12 protein-coding genes are annotated in these 18,014 nt (G+C 46.5%); 5 read left to right on the top strand and 7 right to left on the bottom strand.

What is annotated here, in order from left to right:
• Positions 1-39: 39 nt before the first annotated feature.
• A complete protein-coding gene (locus BLR32_RS07875; protein WP_089830374.1) occupies positions 40-1,173 on the bottom strand; it encodes a TlpA disulfide reductase family protein in 1,134 nt (377 codons plus the stop codon).
• A 471-nt stretch (positions 1,174-1,644) separates the two neighbouring features.
• Between BLR32_RS07875 and BLR32_RS07870 the strand changes: the two genes are divergently transcribed.
• The 4 genes from BLR32_RS07870 (at position 1,645) to BLR32_RS07855 (ending at position 9,396) form a co-directional block, all read left to right on the top strand.
• Positions 1,645-2,013, top strand: a complete 369-nt coding sequence (locus tag BLR32_RS07870; protein WP_218124161.1) for a hypothetical protein — start codon at positions 1,645-1,647, stop codon at positions 2,011-2,013.
• Positions 2,014-2,415: 402 nt separating this feature from the next.
• Positions 2,416-5,406, top strand: coding sequence for a SusC/RagA family TonB-linked outer membrane protein (locus BLR32_RS07865; RefSeq protein WP_089830370.1), 2,991 nt, complete (start codon positions 2,416-2,418; stop codon positions 5,404-5,406).
• 30 nt (positions 5,407-5,436) lie between these two features.
• Positions 5,437-6,753, top strand: a complete 1,317-nt coding sequence (locus tag BLR32_RS07860) for a RagB/SusD family nutrient uptake outer membrane protein (protein ID WP_089830367.1) — start codon at positions 5,437-5,439, stop codon at positions 6,751-6,753.
• Positions 6,754-6,960: 207 nt separating this feature from the next.
• Positions 6,961-9,396, top strand: a complete 2,436-nt coding sequence (locus tag BLR32_RS07855; RefSeq protein WP_089830366.1) for a TonB-dependent receptor — start codon at positions 6,961-6,963, stop codon at positions 9,394-9,396.
• A 150-nt stretch (positions 9,397-9,546) separates the two neighbouring features.
• Here BLR32_RS07855 and BLR32_RS07850 read toward each other — a convergent pair whose 3' ends face one another.
• From BLR32_RS07850 to BLR32_RS07840, 3 genes are all read right to left on the bottom strand, one after another.
• On the bottom strand, positions 9,547-10,287 hold the full coding sequence (locus tag BLR32_RS07850) for an ROK family protein (RefSeq protein WP_089830364.1): 741 nt from the start codon (positions 10,285-10,287) through the stop codon (positions 9,547-9,549).
• Between the two features lie 63 nt (positions 10,288-10,350).
• Positions 10,351-10,536 (bottom strand): DUF3606 domain-containing protein, encoded by a 186-nt coding sequence (locus tag BLR32_RS07845; RefSeq protein ID WP_089830363.1) that lies wholly within the window; start codon positions 10,534-10,536, stop codon positions 10,351-10,353.
• Between the two features lie 95 nt (positions 10,537-10,631).
• The gene (locus BLR32_RS07840) at positions 10,632-12,263 is read right to left on the bottom strand and encodes a serine hydrolase domain-containing protein (protein ID WP_089830361.1); all 1,632 of its coding nucleotides are present in this window, start codon (positions 12,261-12,263) and stop codon (positions 10,632-10,634) included.
• A gap of 123 nt (positions 12,264-12,386) precedes the next feature.
• Here BLR32_RS07840 and BLR32_RS07835 point away from each other — a divergent pair, with 123 nt between their 5' ends.
• On the top strand, positions 12,387-12,647 hold the full coding sequence (locus BLR32_RS07835; protein ID WP_089830359.1) for a SemiSWEET family sugar transporter: 261 nt from the start codon (positions 12,387-12,389) through the stop codon (positions 12,645-12,647).
• A 21-nt stretch (positions 12,648-12,668) separates the two neighbouring features.
• On the opposite strand, the gene BLR32_RS07830 is transcribed toward BLR32_RS07835, so the two are convergent.
• The 3 genes from BLR32_RS07830 to BLR32_RS07820 are packed head-to-tail and all read right to left on the bottom strand — an operon-like array spanning position 12,669 to position 17,529.
• Positions 12,669-14,615: a sialate O-acetylesterase gene (locus BLR32_RS07830; protein WP_089830357.1), complete on the bottom strand. Its 1,947-nt coding sequence runs from the start codon at positions 14,613-14,615 to the stop codon at positions 12,669-12,671.
• Between the two features lie 21 nt (positions 14,616-14,636).
• Positions 14,637-15,386, bottom strand: a complete 750-nt coding sequence (locus BLR32_RS07825; RefSeq protein ID WP_089830356.1) for an SDR family NAD(P)-dependent oxidoreductase — start codon at positions 15,384-15,386, stop codon at positions 14,637-14,639.
• Positions 15,387-15,408: 22 nt separating this feature from the next.
• Positions 15,409-17,529, bottom strand: coding sequence for an alpha-glucuronidase family glycosyl hydrolase (locus BLR32_RS07820; protein WP_089830354.1), 2,121 nt, complete (start codon positions 17,527-17,529; stop codon positions 15,409-15,411).
• Positions 17,530-18,014: the final 485 nt, after the last annotated feature.

Raw genomic sequence — 18,014 nt, 5'->3', positions numbered from 1 at the left:
AATTCACTATGACTACCTGTTATGATTACACTCTTTTACTTATTTACCAACTATACCAGCTAATTTCTCTGACAGTTGACTCCCCTTCAGATTTCTGGCAATAATATTTCCTGAGCCGTCTATCAGCACGTTCTGCGGAACAGCAGACACGTTGTAAAGTTCGGCGATCTCGTTTCTTAGGAATTTCAGATCGGATACATTGTATCCTGGCATTCTGTCTTCTGATATAGCCTGCACCCAGGGTTCCTTACGTTCTTCCAGTGCCACATTGATCACAGTCACTTCTTTCGGGCTGTAAGGTTTCAGGATCTGTTTCAGCTGCTGATTTTCTAATCTGGAAGCTGCAGACCAGCTGGCCCAGAAGTTCAGGAATACTACTTTTCCTTTGAAGGAAGACAGTGCAACCCTATTACCTTCAGGATCTTTCATAGAAAACTCCGGTGCTGCAGCTCCAACCGCGGTTTGTTTTGCTGTTTCGATCTTCTTCAGGTATGCTTTACCTTTTGCGGATGATTTCGTTTTGTCGGCCAGTGATTTAAATAACGGCTCTACATCACGGAAATCGATAAAAGCACCTGCGTATTCTTCAAGGATATCCAGGCTGATATACATCTCAGGATGCTGCTGGATAAACTCTTTCATTTTCTGTTTTCTGTAGTCCATTGCAGCACGGAAATGCTCCATATAGTTGCTTTTGGCAGCCAGTGCTTTTTCCGATACGTCATTCTGCAATGTATTTGATGATTCAGTTGTCAGCAGTGTCAGTTTTTCCTCTGCATCTGCCATAAACTTCTCATACGTTTTATAATCATCCTGCGAAGCAGATCCGTTAGAATCGAAGTTGGCGATACTTTCGTCGGATGTTAACCATACGATTGAACCCGGTTCTACATATAGATGTGCAATATCTTTTGCATTAAAGAAAGTCTGAGGCTCCCCATCCCGGCTTACAGTCAGCAGAATGTTAGTTGGATAGGATACCGGTTTGTCGAACGAAAAATTACCATTGTCAACATCTGCTGAATCATATACACTTTTGCCGTCAAAAGTGTAACCAATGTATACCTTGGCTGGTGCCTGTAATCTTCCGAGCTTTCCTTTAATCTGAAAGGATTGTGCAAAGGCTGGCATAGTCATGCAGCAGGCTGCAAGAACCATTAAGCTTCTGTTCATCTGTTTTACCTTTATTATTATGGTTACACGAATTATTAAAGTAGATTCAACATCTAACGCGCATTGTATTGAATGAACCCTTTGCATATAAGACAACATTTATTACCCGATATGCGTACAAGGGTTAAAAAAAAAATTAAAGTATATGGAATGGGGAAATGCAGACGTAGATATTAAGAGTATCCAAAATGTTGGGTGTAGAAATACATAATTGATTTATTATATGAGACTTATAAAGGGATATGTGGCTGGAAACCTGGAGGAAACAGCAGGAAAAACTTTTTCCTGCCATCAGGCGTGAACGTGATTAAGTTGTTGATAATCATCGGAGAAAATTTTTTTAAAGAATTTTCCGTGGAGCAGGGAAAACTTTTTTATCTGCATAGCAAATAAAAGTTGCTTTTAAATATAAAAAATTGTTAAATTGTAATGGAACACGAACCTTTTACCGAATTATTAAAGACTATCCCTATGACAAAGCGCGCACTAAACCTATTTCTTATTGTCATGCTGGCAATGTTTTCCTTCAGCATTGCTGTTGCCAAGGCAGGTGATCTCAAACCTCCTTTTACCGAAATAGGATACCAGACCGACGGAGATTATTACTATACATTTTACGTAGACTTGTCTAAGGACGGCCCTAACGCTATCGCTTATATACAGGTACAGAGAAATACCACGGGAGAAATACTGAAGCTGGATAATTTCAATGGTAAGGTAATCCTCCTGAATCCTGTGCAATTCAGCATAAAAGATAAAGCCACTGTATCATTCTTTGACGGGAATAAATTGATTTCCAAAGATCTCAAAGGTGCATTACAGGGTAGTGTAAAACCCTGATCAATTCTATATACCAGATAAAATGTCCCGTAACCGGTTTATTATGTAACCGGTTACGGGATCTTATTGTTTAATGCTAAACTATTGCAGGAGAAATGGGTCATCAGAAAATATAGTATAAATCACCCAAACAAAAAAAACGAAATGCTTTTAGTTTTTCGTAATCTGCCGAACTTATTCAACGTTATAGAAAACGCTTCATGAAAGTCTACCTGCCGATGTCCCGGAAACCAGGCAGCTGAATATTCCGGCAGGGAACCACAATGCACTGTTAACTGTTAAATAAGCAGAATGGCCAATAGCACGTTTACCACCAAAATCTGAAATCGCGGATCACAAGATCAGTAAAAGAACCTGTAGCATTTTTTTATCAATCATCATCATATCTAAATCGAACAAGCTATGCTTCTACCCAAATCCAGCTTGCTTGTGTTGCTATTTCTATGTAGCACACTGGCACTATTTGCGCAGCAAAACATTTCAGGAAGAATTAAGGACGCCGTGAATGGCAAACCAATTCCCGGTGTAACTATCAGAATACAGGGCACCAACAGAGGGACTATCTCCGATGGTAGTGGCGCCTATAATTTAAGCGTTCCGCCGAACGCTACTCTTCTCGTTTCTTTTACGGGGTACAAAACACAAACTATTAAGGTATCGGGCAGTTCTTCCCTGGACATTACCATGGAGGAAGACTTTGCTAAACTGGACGAAATTGTGGTAACAGGTCTGGCTACTACTGTAAAGAGAAGTAACCTGGCCAATACTGTGGTCACCATCAATGCCAATCAGTTGTCTGGTGCTGCGCCCGCGCAGACCTTCGACGCGGCCCTGAGTGGTAAAGTGCCTGGCGCGCTGATCACCGCCAACTCCGGTGCTCCCGGTGGTGGTATTTCTGTGAAGATGAGAGGTATCACTTCCGTATTTGGTAACTCACAGCCACTATATATAGTGGACGGTATCTTCTTCAATAATAGCAGTATCCCTGCCGGATTGAACGATGTAACCGGTGCTGCTACTGCGGGTAACCCCAATAACCAGGATAACCCTTCCAGCCGTATTGCGGATCTGAACCCACAGGATATCGAGAATATCGAAATCCTTAAAGGAGCCTCTGCTGCTGCTCTCTATGGTGCGAAAGCGGCGGCCGGTGTGGTAATCATCACCACCAAAAAAGGAAGGGCTGGTAAAACAAAGATCAGCGTGAACCATGAAACAGGGTTTGCCAAAGTAAGACACCTGATGGGCGTGCGTACTTTTACACCTGAAACGGCTGCTGATCTGGCTGGTCCGGCTTCCAGCACTGATCCAGCGGTAATAGCGAGACGTGCGGCGTATGCAGCGCAATATAACGCGGCTAAGAGCGCAGGTAAGATCTATGATTACGAGAAGGAAATGTATGGCGAAACAGGGCTGATACTAAATACAGGTCTGTCGCTGAGTGGTGGTGGAGAAAAGACCACCTTCTACATCTCCGGCAACCGCAGGCAGGAACAGGGTATTGTAAAGAATACCGGTTATTTTAATAACTCCGTACGTATCAATATCGATCACAGGATAAGCGACCATATCTCTCTTGGCGTTAGTACCAGTTATATTCATTCCGACGCCGACAGAGGTCTGACGAATAACGATAACAACGGTGTGACTTACGGTGTGGCTTTATCATCTACTCCCGACTTTGTAGACCTGTTCCCCAATGCATTAGGTGAATACCCCCGGAATCCGTTTGCGGCTTCCAATCCGCTTGAGACCCGTGATAAAATGAAAAACAATGAGCTGACCAACCGCTTTGTGGGTGGTGCGAATCTGGAGGTGCGTATTCAGCAGAGTGAACATTCTACTACCAAATTCATCGGCCGCGGTGGTGTGGATTATTTTAACTATAAAACAGCCGCTCTGTTCCCCCGTGATCTGCAGTTTGAGGAAAACGCCTTGCAGGGACATTCCATCCAGGGGAACACCAACAACACCAATACTAACTTAGGTGGTTTCCTGGCGAATACCTTCACGCCAAGTGAAAACCTCAGTCTGACAAGTACAGTAGGCGCTACCCTGGAAACAGGCTTCATGGATAACATCGTAACAGTGGCTACCAACCTCGTAGCCGGACAGAGCAACCTCGATGCCAGCGCCAATACAACTACAAGACAGTTCAGGCAGAAGTACCGCGACAATGGTATCTTCATACAGGAAGACCTTTCACTCATCGACGCGATCACACTGAGTGGTGGTGTACGTTTTGACCGGTCTACCAACAACGGCGATTACAAGAAATACTATGTATTCCCTAAAGGAGCGATTTCCTGGAATATTGCAAAGATGAAATTCTGGGATGTGAAAAATGTTCAGAACCTGAAGATCCGCGCTGCCTATGGTCAGTCTGGTAACGTACCACCATACAGCAGTAAGTTCACAGGTATGCTGGGAAGCAATATCGGTGGATATCCCGGTATACTGGTAGATAACCTGCTGGGTAATCCTGACATCAAACCGGAAAGACAGTCTGAATTTGAAAGTGGTCTGGATGTGAGTGTACTGGACGGTAGAATAAGCCTGGAAGCTACTTATTATATCAAGAAGATCCAGGATGTACTGCTGCGTCACGCATTACCAGGATCTTCCGGTTATGCAAATGAGTGGAAGAACAGTGGTGACCTGAAGAATAATGGTATTGAGCTGGGACTGACAGCGATCCCAATCAACAATAAAAACATCAGATGGTCTTCCTCCATCAGCTGGTGGCGTAACCGCTCTAAGGTAACCAAGCTGCTGATACCTCCTTATGCTATCGGCGCCTTCGGTAACTCACTAGGCACTTTCTACCTGGAAGAGGGGCAACCCGCTACACAGATCAAAGGAACGGTGGGTAGCGATCTGAAACTGATCGGTAATTCAGAACCTAAATTCCAGATGAGTTTTTATGATGAGGTAACATTCCTGAAGAACTTTACACTGCGCTTCCTCATACACTGGAAGAAAGGAGGCGACAATATCAACCTTACACAGCTACTGACGGACCTGGGCGCTACTTCATTTGACTATGACGACGTACTGCATGGCCAGAAGGCTGGTGTTTACCGCACGGGTGCAGGCGACGCTTCTATCTATGTGCAGGATGCTTCCTATGTACGTATCCGTGAGATAGGGCTTTACTATAATGTGCCCCTGAGGAATACAAATTTCATCAAGGGTGTACGCCTCGGTGTATCGGCCAACAACTTCTTTACCTGGACAAGTTATGTAGGATATGATCCTGAAGTATCCAACTTCGGAAGTAATACCATCACTACCTCTACAAGCCGCGGTAGTAACGGTTTATCTACCGGTGTGGATGTTACACCATTCCCTGCTTCCAAAAGAGCCAGCTTCCATGTTGGTGTGGATTTCTGATCATTTTCTGTCTGTTAAAAATTATTTCATATGAAGAACTATTTCTCAATTATAACTGCCGCCTTTTTCCTGCTGATCATGAGTGCATGTCAGAAAGGGGAAATAACCAGTCTGAATACACCTGTAGTAGGTGGCGTCATTGGTAATCCAACACGTAGCGATCTGTTTAACCTGGTAACAGGTGCAGAATCAGGTATGCGTAACAACTATGCCGTTTACCTGGATGGTATAGGTGCTATTGGCAGAGAAATTTATCGTTTCTCTGGTTCTGAGCCCCGTTATACGACCGATATTCTCGGTGGTGGTAGCAGAAGGCTGGACAATAACACTTTCTATCTGACCAATCCCTGGGGCTCCCGTTATCAGGTGGCCAGGCAATGCTTCATCCTGCTGGATGCTGCAAAGAATGCCCGTACGGAGATTGCTTCAGATGTACAGAAGAAAGCCTTTTCCGGATTTGCAAAGACGTTGATCGGTTATCAGTTACTGTTGAATATCAATATGACTGATTCCAATGGCGCCCGTATACCCGTGCCTAATGGCGCTACATTAGGTCCTGTGGTGACAGACCCTGGGAAGGTGATGGATACAATCCTGCAATTCCTGGACGACGGAAAAGCAGACCTGACAGGATCTGAAGTGATGTTCCCCTTGTCAGATGGTTTTGCTGGTTTCAAGGATGCTGCCGGTCTGCTGAAATTTAACCGTGCGCTGGCTGCCAGGGTATATATCTACCGTAAAAACTGGGCTGCTGCATTGACTGCTCTGAATGAGTCTTTCTTTGACCTGAATGGAGCATTGAATACAGGTGTGTACCACTACTTCTCTACGAATGGTGGAGACCTGGCCAATACGATGTTTATCCCACCAAATAATACGGGTGAGGTAAGAGGAGCGCATCCTTCTTATGCTGCGGATATTATTCCCGGAGATGACCGTATTAATAAAACAGCCCAGCGTAATGCGGCATTCAGTCAGAATGGTCTGACTGCTACACGTGATGTGGTGATCTGGAGCTCTCTGAATTCGCCGGTGAGCATCATCCGCAATGAGGAGCTGATCCTGATCTATGCAGAAGCTAAGATCCAGAGTGGGGCTATACCAGATGGTATTGTGGCCCTGAACCGTATCAGAACAGCGCATAACCTTACACCATATGCAGGTGCGATTACTAACGCTGCATTGATAACAGAACTGTTGTACAACAGGCGCTATTCCCTGTTCATGGAAGGACACCGCTGGATAGACGTCAGACGTTATAACTTATTGGGAACCCTGCCGAAAGACAGGCCCGATGATGATGTGTGGGCAAGGTATCCGTTGCCACAGAATGAGAGCAATTTGTAGTTTTAGTCAGCAACAGCGCCGCAGGGGATACGTCTTCTGCGGCGCTGTTGTTTTTATCAGATACCCCTTATCTTATCTTGTCAGTGTCAACTGTTGGTCATTTCAGGCTTCCCGGAAAATAAATTCCGCATTGCGTAAACTGTTCCCTTTTCGTCACGTCATTTTTGCAGTTCAAATTAGTTTCTATTCAACCATAAGTTAACGGGAATGACCAGACATCTACTTTTTCTTATTATTTTATTATCGTTGATCCATGTTGTATCTGCACAGGGTGTGAAGGACAACAATGGCATCGTCACTGGAACGATCACCACCAGTGATGGTAAGCCGGCGTCCAATGTGACGATCAGGATCGAGCGCTCCAAATGGGGGAGTATCAGTGATGAGAAAGGGGCGTTTATTATTAAGAATGTAAAACCTGGCAACTGGTTGCTGAAAGTATCAGCTGTTGCTGCTGCAGGCCAGGAGAAATCTGTGAGTGTAGCTGCCGGACAAACAGTGCATGTTGATTTTGTATTGAATGAGAACGCTGCCCAATTGCAGGAGATCATCATATCCTCTACTAATCCGAATAAGGAGAACAAGATAGTGGCGAAGATGCCGTTAAGGAACCTGGAGAATCCGCAGGTATATAACACGGTATCTTCAGAGATCATCAAACAGCAGGGCATCACTAACTATGATGATGTATTCAGGAATGTACCAGGTATTACCCGTACCTGGGAGTCTACCGGAAGGGCAGGAGACGGAGCTTCTTACTTTGCGCTGAGAGGTTTTGATGCACAGCCGCTGTTATATAACGGATTACCGGGCATTACCAGTGGTAACCTTGATCCGGCAGATATTGAGGAGATACAGGTGATTAAAGGCCCTTCAGGTACATTGTTTGGCGGCGCCTTTTACAGCTATGGAGGGATGATCAATACCATCACTAAAAAGCCTTATTATGGCTTTGGTGGTGAAGTAGGTTATAACTTCGGCAGCTATGGCCTGAACAGACTAACGGCGGATGTGAATGCGCTTTTGAGCGAAAAGAAAAAGATCGCTATGCGCGTGAACACTGCCTATCATTCTGAGAACAGCTTCCAGGATGCAGGGTTTAAGAAGTCCTTTTTCATTGCACCATCATTGGCTTATGAAGTGAATGATAAGCTGTCCTTCCAGGTAATGGCAGAGATCCTGAACGAAGAAAGAGCAGTTGCTCCGGTATTCTTCCATTCAGACAGGGTTTCCCCATTGCGGTATAAAACGATCGAAGAACTGAATCTGAATAATGACCTGTCCTTTACCAGTAATGATCTGACCATTAAGAACCCCCGTTATAACCTACAGGGACAGATGTTGTACAGGATATCTGATCAGTGGACCTCCCAGACGGTTATCTCAAGAGGGAGTGTAAAATCCAACGGCGTTTATACCTATATATGGGATGATATTCCGGGGGATGATTATTTCGATCAGTACTTCCACAATGAGAACCAGACTACCAATACAACAGATATTCAGCAGAACTTTAACGGCGATTTTAAGATCGGTAACCTGAGAAACCGTTTGCTGGTTGGATTGGATTATTTCCACAGGAATGTAATTGATAATGGCTCTGGCTGGGCTGCCGGAAGGTCTGTAACCCCACAGGGTGACATCCGTTATTATGTTGACCCATATACCAATGATACAACCGGGCCTGTAAGTCTGTCTAAGTCGGCGATTGACAATTTGCTGGCCGGTACGGGTATCAGCAACAGTAATATCTCTAATAGCTCTTATAGTGCCTATGTTTCTGATGTACTGAATATTACACCGGGACTGTCTGCAATGGTGAGTCTGCGGGCAGATTATTTTGATTCCAGGGGAGAAAAGAGCACAAAAGATGATGACTATGATCAGTTTGCATTGTCGCCGAAGTTTGGTCTTGCTTATGAGCCGATCTTAAATAAGCTATCCGTGTTTGCGAGCTATATGAACGCCTTTATCAATGTGGCGCCACAGCAGGTATCTGATGCTGATGGTAACAATGTGCGGGTGAAGACATTTAAACCCGAACACGCCAACCAGGTGGAGTATGGTGTAAAGGCAAACCTGTTAGAGGACAGGGTACATGCTACCTTCTCTGTATATGACATCAAGGTATCGGACAGGGTATATCCTGATCCGACAAATCCGATGAGTGTCATTCAAGGAGGTAAGGTAGGCAGCAAAGGATTTGAACTGGATGTTAATGCCAACCCGGTGAAGGGATTGAACCTGACAGCAGGTTATAGCCATAACAGTACGAAAGTAAAGGAAGGTGATCCTAAGGATTTCTATTCTGAGCCAGGCAGAGCGCCCGGTGGACAAGGTCCGCAGGATCTGGCCAACATCTGGGCAAACTATAAAATCCAGAACGGTAAACTGAAGAACTTTGGCTTTGGTGTGGGCGGTAACTATGCTGGTCGGTATAAAGTGATAGACAACGCTGCTACCGGTGATTTTTATCTGCCAGGTTATGTATTGGTGAATGGCGCTATATCCTACAATTCGCAGGATTTCAGGATCTCGCTGAACGTGAATAATATCACTAATGAAACATACTATATCGGATACTGGTCTGTAAACCCACAACGAAGAAGGAACTTTACTGCAAGCTTTGCGTATAAGTTCTGATGTTGACCCGATCAATATGTAACGAGGCCGCCTCTTTCTTTTGAGACGGCCTCGTTTGTTTTATGCCATGTGTTAGTTTTACTCGAAGCCTTCACCGCACCAATGCCGGTGGTTCTTAGTGGCTACTACTTTCTGCAATATTTTTCCTGACTACTTTTTAGGATAGTTTGTACTGATGTGATACCTGTCCTCCATATCCCATAATCTTGCGCCGCCTTTAATGCCATCTTTATTGGTGAAAATGTGAATGTTATCATCCAGGGGCATGGTCAGTTCGTCAGCACTGCCACCACCGATATACAGGCGGTCGTAATTGAAGACAGTTTTCAGGATCTCCAGCACGCGTTCCATTCGCTTGTTCCACTTCTCTTTCCCTTCTTTTTCCAGGGCTTTATTTCCGATGTATTCGTCATAATCGTGTTCCTTGGTTACGGGGTGGTGTGCCAGCTCAAGGTGAGGTAGCAGGTACCCGTCTATCAATAGTGCAGTGCCGAACCCGGTACCCAGTGTGACTGCCAGTTCGTAACCTTTACCACTCACTACGCCGAGGCCCAGCTGGTCTGCATCGTTAACAAGTCTTACCGGTTGATTCAACAGATCGGCGATCTGCTGACCCAGGTCAATGTTTTTCCAGTAAGGATTGCCCAGGTTGGGAGCGGTATAGACGACGCCATTGCGGACATAACCCGGGAAGCCCACTGAGACCTTGTCATATGCCGGCATGTCTTTGACCAGTGTGGAAATGGTGGCTAGTACATCGGCAGGTTTGGCATCTTTTGGGGTAGGCACCCGTTTGTACTCCATCTGCCATTCGCCTTTGTCGTTGAGAATAGTGCCTTTGATATGTGATCCGCCTACGTCTATCGCTAAAATATGTCCGGGTGATGCCATTGTATACTGTGATTATGGTGAGTGAAAAACCCTGCGTTTATTACGCAGGGCGTTCCACTGAAATTACTTCAGATTTTGCAGATATTTAATAACATCTTCTCTGAAGGGACCTTTATTTTTGATAGCTTCTACTACCTGTTCATGTTTGAGATGTGGAAACTGTCTGTGAACATATTCCACTTCTGCAGGATCATTGGCATCAATTCTTATGCGGTCCTGCTGACCGACATTGGTTTTGTTGTCAGACATAAGATAAGGTTTTGGGTGAAAGATCTTTTCATATGTCTGATCAGAGATTGTGCCATTCTTATGGCTATATATGGCAAATCCCCTTGCTACATTTATTACTGCTTTTTAAAGAGTATGTTTTTGATTCTTCCATTGGAGAGCCTGAATCCAGTGATGCCTGAGTCGGTCTTTATAAAGTCAATGGTGCCGTTATTGCTGCTGAACCTGGCAGCTACCACCCTGTCCGGATCGAATTCGAAGTCGCCCAGGCGCATATGATGAGCCGTCAGTTTCCCATTCTCTACGCTGAGTTTATAGGCGGTTTCCAGTTCCTCACTATAGTAAATGCCTGCATACCCGACCAGCAGTGTTGAGTCGAGTGTAACGGGCGTTATTCTCGGAGCAATGATACCACGGTATCTGAGTGCCGCGGCTTTGTCGGTGATATCCCGGAAAGTAACGGATGAATTATAGGCGGGCACCCATAGTACGGTATCTGATTTTATATCAGTAGAGAATTTACTTTCTCCGTTAGCCTGCACCATCATATGGCCGTCTTCCAGGGTAAAGGTAACATACCAGCCATCGCCCAGCTTGTATGTACCGGTGTATTTTTTAAGTAATTCAGGGTCGCCTTTCAAGGTAGGCAATTTGCTGAGATCCTCGCGTACCGGTGTAGCAGGCAGCTTATCTTTCAGGAACAGTTTTGCGATAGCAGTGGCATTGCCTTCAGGATCAAAATCGCTGTTATTACTGAGTACAATGATAGCCAGCTTTTGATCAGGATACATGGAGATGACGGTCCGGAACCCTGCCCAGCCACCGCCATGTGAGATATTGGTTATGCCATTCTCGGTTTCTACAGACAGACCATATCCATAAGTAACGGGTTGTTTATCATTGAGGCTGTCTATTTCAAGCATCCTAAGGTAGACAGGATCTTTCCCGTCTATTTGCTGCTGTAAATGGATGACCCATTTGGAGAGGTCTTCTACCGTAGTGAAGATAGAGCTGGAGCCCAGTGCGGTGAGTGCGTCGTTAATTTTACGGAACTCTTTACCGTCATTGTTATCATAGGAGCTTGCAAGGTGGGGAATCACCTTTGTGTAGTCGTCCAGTACCAGGGACGCATTCATCTGCAAAGGGGTGAATACGTGTTCCTGTATCCATTGAGGAAAGGGGGTGCCGCTTACTCTGGCAACCAGCGCGGCCAGCAGGTTATAGCCGGTATTAGAATAGGAGTAACGTGCACCTGGCTGGAAGTCGAGGTCGCGTTGCTGCTTTACCATCCGCAGGATATCTTCAAATCTGAATGCTTCATCCCAACGCCATCCTGCAGCGTGTAAGGTAGCGGGCCAGTCTCTTAATCCGCTGGTATGATGGATCAGATGACGTATTGTGATGGTATTGCTGAATTGGGGTACTTCAGGCAGGTATTTCCGGATATCATCATCCGGAGAGATCTTTCCTTCCTGTATGAGTGTTGAGATGGCGAAGCCGGTGAATTGTTTGGATACGGAGGCAATGTCAAAGACGGTGGATGGAGTGATGGGAGCATCGTATTCGAGGTTGGCAGTGCCGTACCCTTTTTTGAAGATGACCTTTCCGTTCTGTATTACCAGGACGGCGGCTCCCGGAATGCCAGGATGGTTATACTTCGAAAATATCTGATTGATACTGGTTTCCAGTGGCTGTGCGATGCATTGCGCACAGCTTAGCAGCAGTACAACGAGGAGATATCTTTTCATAGTGATGGATTAATGAAGTTTGTGTCTTCCCTAAAGACGAATAAGACGGCTAAAAGTTGCAGCAGTTACGCAAGGGGCCGCCGCAATTGGCATTATTTTACTGCAGGAATGATAAACAGGCGCATGGAATTCCTTGAAATACTTGGACTTGTGGCGGGTATATGTACATCTTCTTCTTTGCTTCCGCAGCTTATCAAAACGATAAAAACAAAGGAGGCGCAGGATGTGTCGGTATTTATGTTCATTGTGATGCTGACGGGAAACAGTTTATGGATATACTATGGATTCGCGAAATCCGATTTCCCTATCATTTCAACCAATTTCCTTGCCCTTGGATTGAATATTGCGATGCTGGTGTTTAAGTATAAGTACAGGCACAGCTGAGGACTGCGCCTGTATTTATACTTAAGGGATAGCCTTGAAATTGTCTGTTCTGAACGGGGATGCAGGAAGACCTTCTTGGTTATACAGGTTGGCTTCCAGCGGACTATCATCCCAGGCATAACGTACTGCTACAGGTTTGCTGACAGATTCATGCCAGACTACTACTGTGTTGTTTACTATTTCGGCATGTGCCCATCTGAATTTCTCATCAGGTCCGGCAATGGCGAAGTATTTCAGCGGACCGCCTTTTGCGAGGAGGCCCTTTCCTGTATTGGTGAACCGGATGATGATCTTATTTCCCTGTATGGTCATGTCTTTATACAGGGGACCGGAGCTGACCAGCAGACTGTCGTGGTACGCCAGTTTACGGGCGGCCAGGGCCAGCCGTTTGCCTACGTCTTCTTTGTTGAGCGGATGGATATCATTCCATTCGCCGATATCTGTTGTGACAGTCATGGCCGTATTGGGAACGGAGAGCGTCTTTAACTGTGCTTCACGTAATAAGGCCCAGTTGCTGTTGGTTGGTTGCGGATGGCTGGCCATATAGCTGGTCAGCTGTACATAGAGGAAGGGAAAGTTCTGCATAGTATGCATACCTGCCCATTTGATCCGCCAGTCTTTTATGAGCGCTGAGAATATCTGACAGTATTCCGTTGCCCTGTCTGCATTGGCTTCTCCCTGGTACCAGATGACACCTTTGATGGCGTAGGGCAGTAAAGGTGCTATCATACCATTATACAGGCCTAAGGGCTGAGTGTAAAAGGTCATGGCAGGTGGGATAGGATCAGTAGCAGCGCCCAGCTGGTATTGCCATGGACCTTTCAGGTCAATAGTGTCGGTAGCAGTGAACAGTTGATAAGGTTTGTCTTTATAGAAGCCGCCATTACCGGTGTAGTTTATCACGCGTACAACAATAGTGTTTGTGCCTTTCTTCAGCATACCTGCAGAGACGGGATATTTCCTGGGAGGATATTGGTACTGGGTAGTGCCGATCAACTGACCATTGAGGTATACAGAATCGCGGTCAACAACATTGCCCAGGAATAGTCTTGCTGGCTGTCCGGCCATGCTTGCCGGCACCTGTATAGTTTTTCTGAACCATACCACACCGTGAATGTTTTTCAGGCCCTGGTCATGCCAGTAGCCGGGAATGTTCATGGTCTTCCAATCCTGCGGGTTGTAACTATTGTCAAACCATTTGACGGGCGCCTGCATTCCTTTATCCTTCCACCATAGTTGGCTATACCAGTTGTCGCTGGCCTTCTGATCGGCCTTGCGGATGCTGTCAAGGTACGTTTGGTCTCTTAATCTGAGTGAGTTATAAATAGCAGGGAACTGTTGCAGTGCTTCATCGCTAAGCCATGCTTCTGCCGTAGAACCGCCGGTAGCGGCCCTGATGATGCCGATAGGAATGTGATACTTTTCATACAACTCCTTCGCAAAGAAATATCCTACACCGGAGAATTGCAGTACTGATTCCGGATCGGCCATTGCCCAGGAGCCGGTTTCAAGGTCTTCTAAGGGTTGTTGCCAGTTCATCCTGGTGGCGACATTGAATGCCCTGATATTGGGATTGGTGGAAGCTGCGATCACATCTGGATATTTGTCTTTTAACCTGACCATTGACAGCTCCATATTGGATTGCCCGGAGCAAAGCCAGACGTCGCCAATGAGGATGTTTTTAATGGTGAGGTGATTGCTGGCATCGATCTTCATGTCGTAGGGACCGCCGGCCTCCATGGGCGGAATGGCCACACGCCAGTGGCCATCCGCAGGAGTGATCGTTTCGTATTGTTTACCGGCAAAACTGATGGTGATGTTTTCCCCTGGGGTAGCCCATCCCCACAGGTTTAGCTGGGTCTCCCGCTGTAACACCATATTGTCGCTGATCAGGCGTGGTAGCCTGACCTGCGCCTGAATGGTGCAACTTATTACTGTGCTAAGGACGAACAAACGAAAGGTCTTCATAAAACGTGAGATATGTGAAGCTTAGAATCCAATTGAATTACCGCCGTCTACCGGTAGTATTACACCTGTAATATACCTGGAGGCATCCGACGCAAGGAAGAGGGCAGCATCTGCCACATCTTCCGGTAGGCCCATGTGTCCCATGGGCGTTCTGCCAATGGCTTTCTGTTTCCTTTCAGGATCTGCATTCAATGCTTTGGCTGTCATTGCTGTTTCAATGAAGCCGGGAGCGATGGAATTGATACGGATCCCTTTGGGAGATAGTTCTACTGCCATGGCCCTTGTCATGCCGTCTATTGCCGTTTTACTGGCACTATAGGCTATTACCCTTGGCATGCCATATTGAGCCGCCATAGAGCTTATATTGATAATACTGCCACTACCTGCTGTCAACATATGTTTCACTACTTCCCTTGAAATAGAGAATACGGAGCAGAGGTTGGTGGTGAGGACTTGCTGGAACTCTTCGTCGGTGATCTCGATGAAATCCTTCTTCATATTGATGCCGGCGTTATTCACCAGGATATCGATCTGTCCGAACTGGTCGATGATCTTTTTGATGAGGTCAGGAATGGAAGGCAGGTTACTTACATCATGGATGACAGGATAACAGAGATCGCCCAGTTGTGCTTTGGCTGCCTGCAGTTTCTTTTCATCTCTGCCTACGATCACGGTTTGTATACCGTTGCTGATGAATTTTTCCGTGATTGCGAGTCCTATACCTGAGCCTCCGCCGGTTACTATTGCTACTCGTTTGTTTGCGCTGTCCATATCGGTTGTTTATTTAAGGATATCAGTTTCCCGGTGCGTAAGGGAAACGTTGTTGTTGATAGTATTCAAGTGTATGGTCTGGTTGTTCGTAATTAGCCGGGAAAGGCATTTTGGAGAAGGTCTGGAAGTATAACAGACAAACATTCCTCCACCAGATGGCATCTTTGTGCTGGATAGCCAGCAGCATTTGTACCTGGTGAAATCTTTCCGGGTCGATATAGCTTTTTAACTGTTCCCATTTATGTTGCATGGCGCTGACGGTGTCTACGCCTTCCTGGTATTTGTGACAAAGCTCGTTCCATAAGGTTCTGCCGGAGTGCATTTTATGCTGCCAGCTGACGTGATGGAACCATAGCAGGTATTGGTCGCTACAGGTATTGCTGTCGGCGTATAATTGTCTTACCGCAGGTCGGTATTGCTGTAGTGCATTAGACCCGGCTGTTGTTCTGTCAAAGCCGATACCTTTTGCATCTGCTTTGTGATAGTATACAGGATCCCAGTCGGGGCGTGGTGCGTTGTTGCTCCATGGTGCGGGTCCGTAATGATGACCGTTGCCCATGATGTGATGCAAGCCGAGAGGTGTCATATAGTTTACGACGGCCTCGCGCGAGGCGAGCATGATATCTTTGATGGAGTTGACCACTGTCGGATTGTTGCTGAATGTTTGTTGGATCCATTCTGTAGCTATCTGTTCGCTGGAGAGATTATAATCCCATGCTAAGCGACCAAGTGCGTACCAGTTAGCCTGCCCGAAGAGATGGCCTGTCCAGTTGCGTTCATTACCGATGTTCGATACGGCTGCGATGCCTGATACTGCATGATCATACAGGCTTCCGTCGATGATCTTTGCAATGGTGCTGTTTGGGCCTTTGGCATGTGTATCGGCGTCGAGCACTTCTTTGAACAAGGGTGCTTCATATACGAGGTGTGTACCCTGGCCGAGGTATTCCTGTGTGAGTTGGAATTCCATCATCAGCGGTGTTTGTGGCATAGCGCCGAACAGGGGTGAGAATGGTTCTCTTGGCTGGAAGTCGATAGGGCCGTTCTTTACCTGTACGAGCACGTTGTTACGGAATTTACCATCGAGCGGAGTGAATTCATCGTACGCCTGTTTGAAGCGGTCTTTCGCTTGTGGAGCGTATACGAAGGCACGCCAGATGATGATGCCGCCGAATGGAGCTACCGCATCTGCCAGCATATTGGCGCCGTCTGTATGGTTGCGACCATAACTTTGAGGGCCGGGTTGTCCTTCGCTGTTGGCTTTTATTAAGAATCCGCCGAAGTCAGGGATGAGTTGGTAAATTTCTTTTGCCTTGGCCTGCCACCATTGGCGGACGGTGTCGTTGAGCGGATCGGCTGTTTTCAGGTGACCGATTTCTATCGGAGCACTGAAGCGGGCGCTGAGGTATACTTTAATACCATAGGGGCGAAGGACCCTGGCGAGGGCTGCTACCTTTTGCAGGTAGGGCTCCGTGAGTATAGTGGCGTTGGCGTTTACGTTGTTCAGGACTGTGCCGTTGATGCCGATGGAAGCGTTGGCGCGGGCGTAGTCGGTATAACGGTCATCTATATAGTCGGGAAGCGTATGCCAGTTCCAGATGGAGATGCCGGCGTATCCGCGTTCTACGTATCTGTTAAGGTTGTCCCAGTGGTTCAGCAGTCTGAGTTTGACACGGGGAGAGGAATTGATGTGTAAGTTTTCGATGGGTTGGTGGGTTTGGATCAGTCTCAGTAAATGGAAGGTGCCGTAAAGTACACCGGTTTCGGTGTTGGCAGTGATGATGGTGTAGTGTTTGCCGGCGCTTACTTTTGATATGATGAGAAAGCCTTCCGGGCCGTCCGGTTTTTCTTCCAGGTTTAATTTTAATGCGGAGTGGATGCCGGCGATGAGTGTATTGTTGGTGGGAGTGGTGGCGATGTGGGTGTCGAGTAGGCCGTTTAGTCCCAGTATCAGTTCTTTCTTTATTGCGTCCATGGTAGGGGACTGGCCGACTACCTGGATGGCGGTGATGGTTTTCCTGTAGGATGTGAGTAGCTTGTTGTCGTCTATGCGTTTGTACCGGAGCCAGAGGTTGTATCCGTCTTCGGCGTGTGATAGATGCGCGAGGCATAATGACAACAGGAGCAACAGTGTTTTTCTCATAACGGGGAGTTGTAAAAAATACAATCGGTTGCGTAAAAGTCGGGAAAAGAATTTTAATTACAAAGATTTGTTTTTGGGGGAGTTGCTGGGGTTTCAGGTGGGACCGCGAGGTGTACCTCTTGATTATTCGCGTTTTGTTGTTTGTGGTGGGATGGGGGAAGTTGCTGCGGTTTCAGGTGGGACCACGGGCTGTACCCCTTTTCGCCTCTTGCTATTGGGATTTATCAAGCGTAGGGGCGTTGGGAATTCGATTAAACCCCTGGTCAATCGTACCAACAGGCTCAAAGGGCTAAGGCCCTTAGGTCTCCACCTGAAACCCTCCGCGACTTGGGAGGGCTGATGGAGGGAGCTGTGGCCGCCATTAAAGCCGATTCCGCCAGGTGCTGTGTTTGTAATTCGGGGAATGCGGTAATTACAACAAAACATCAATCAACCCCGTCAGGGGTTGTATTGTTTGTAGCCCGGGGTTTTTAAACCCCGGGTAA

The sequence above is a fragment of the Chitinophaga filiformis genome (genome assembly GCF_900102545.1).
Lineage (GTDB): Bacteria > Bacteroidota > Bacteroidia > Chitinophagales > Chitinophagaceae > Chitinophaga > Chitinophaga filiformis.
The sequence above is the reverse complement of the archived record's forward strand: the minus strand, read 5'-3'. Positions and strand labels throughout refer to the sequence as shown.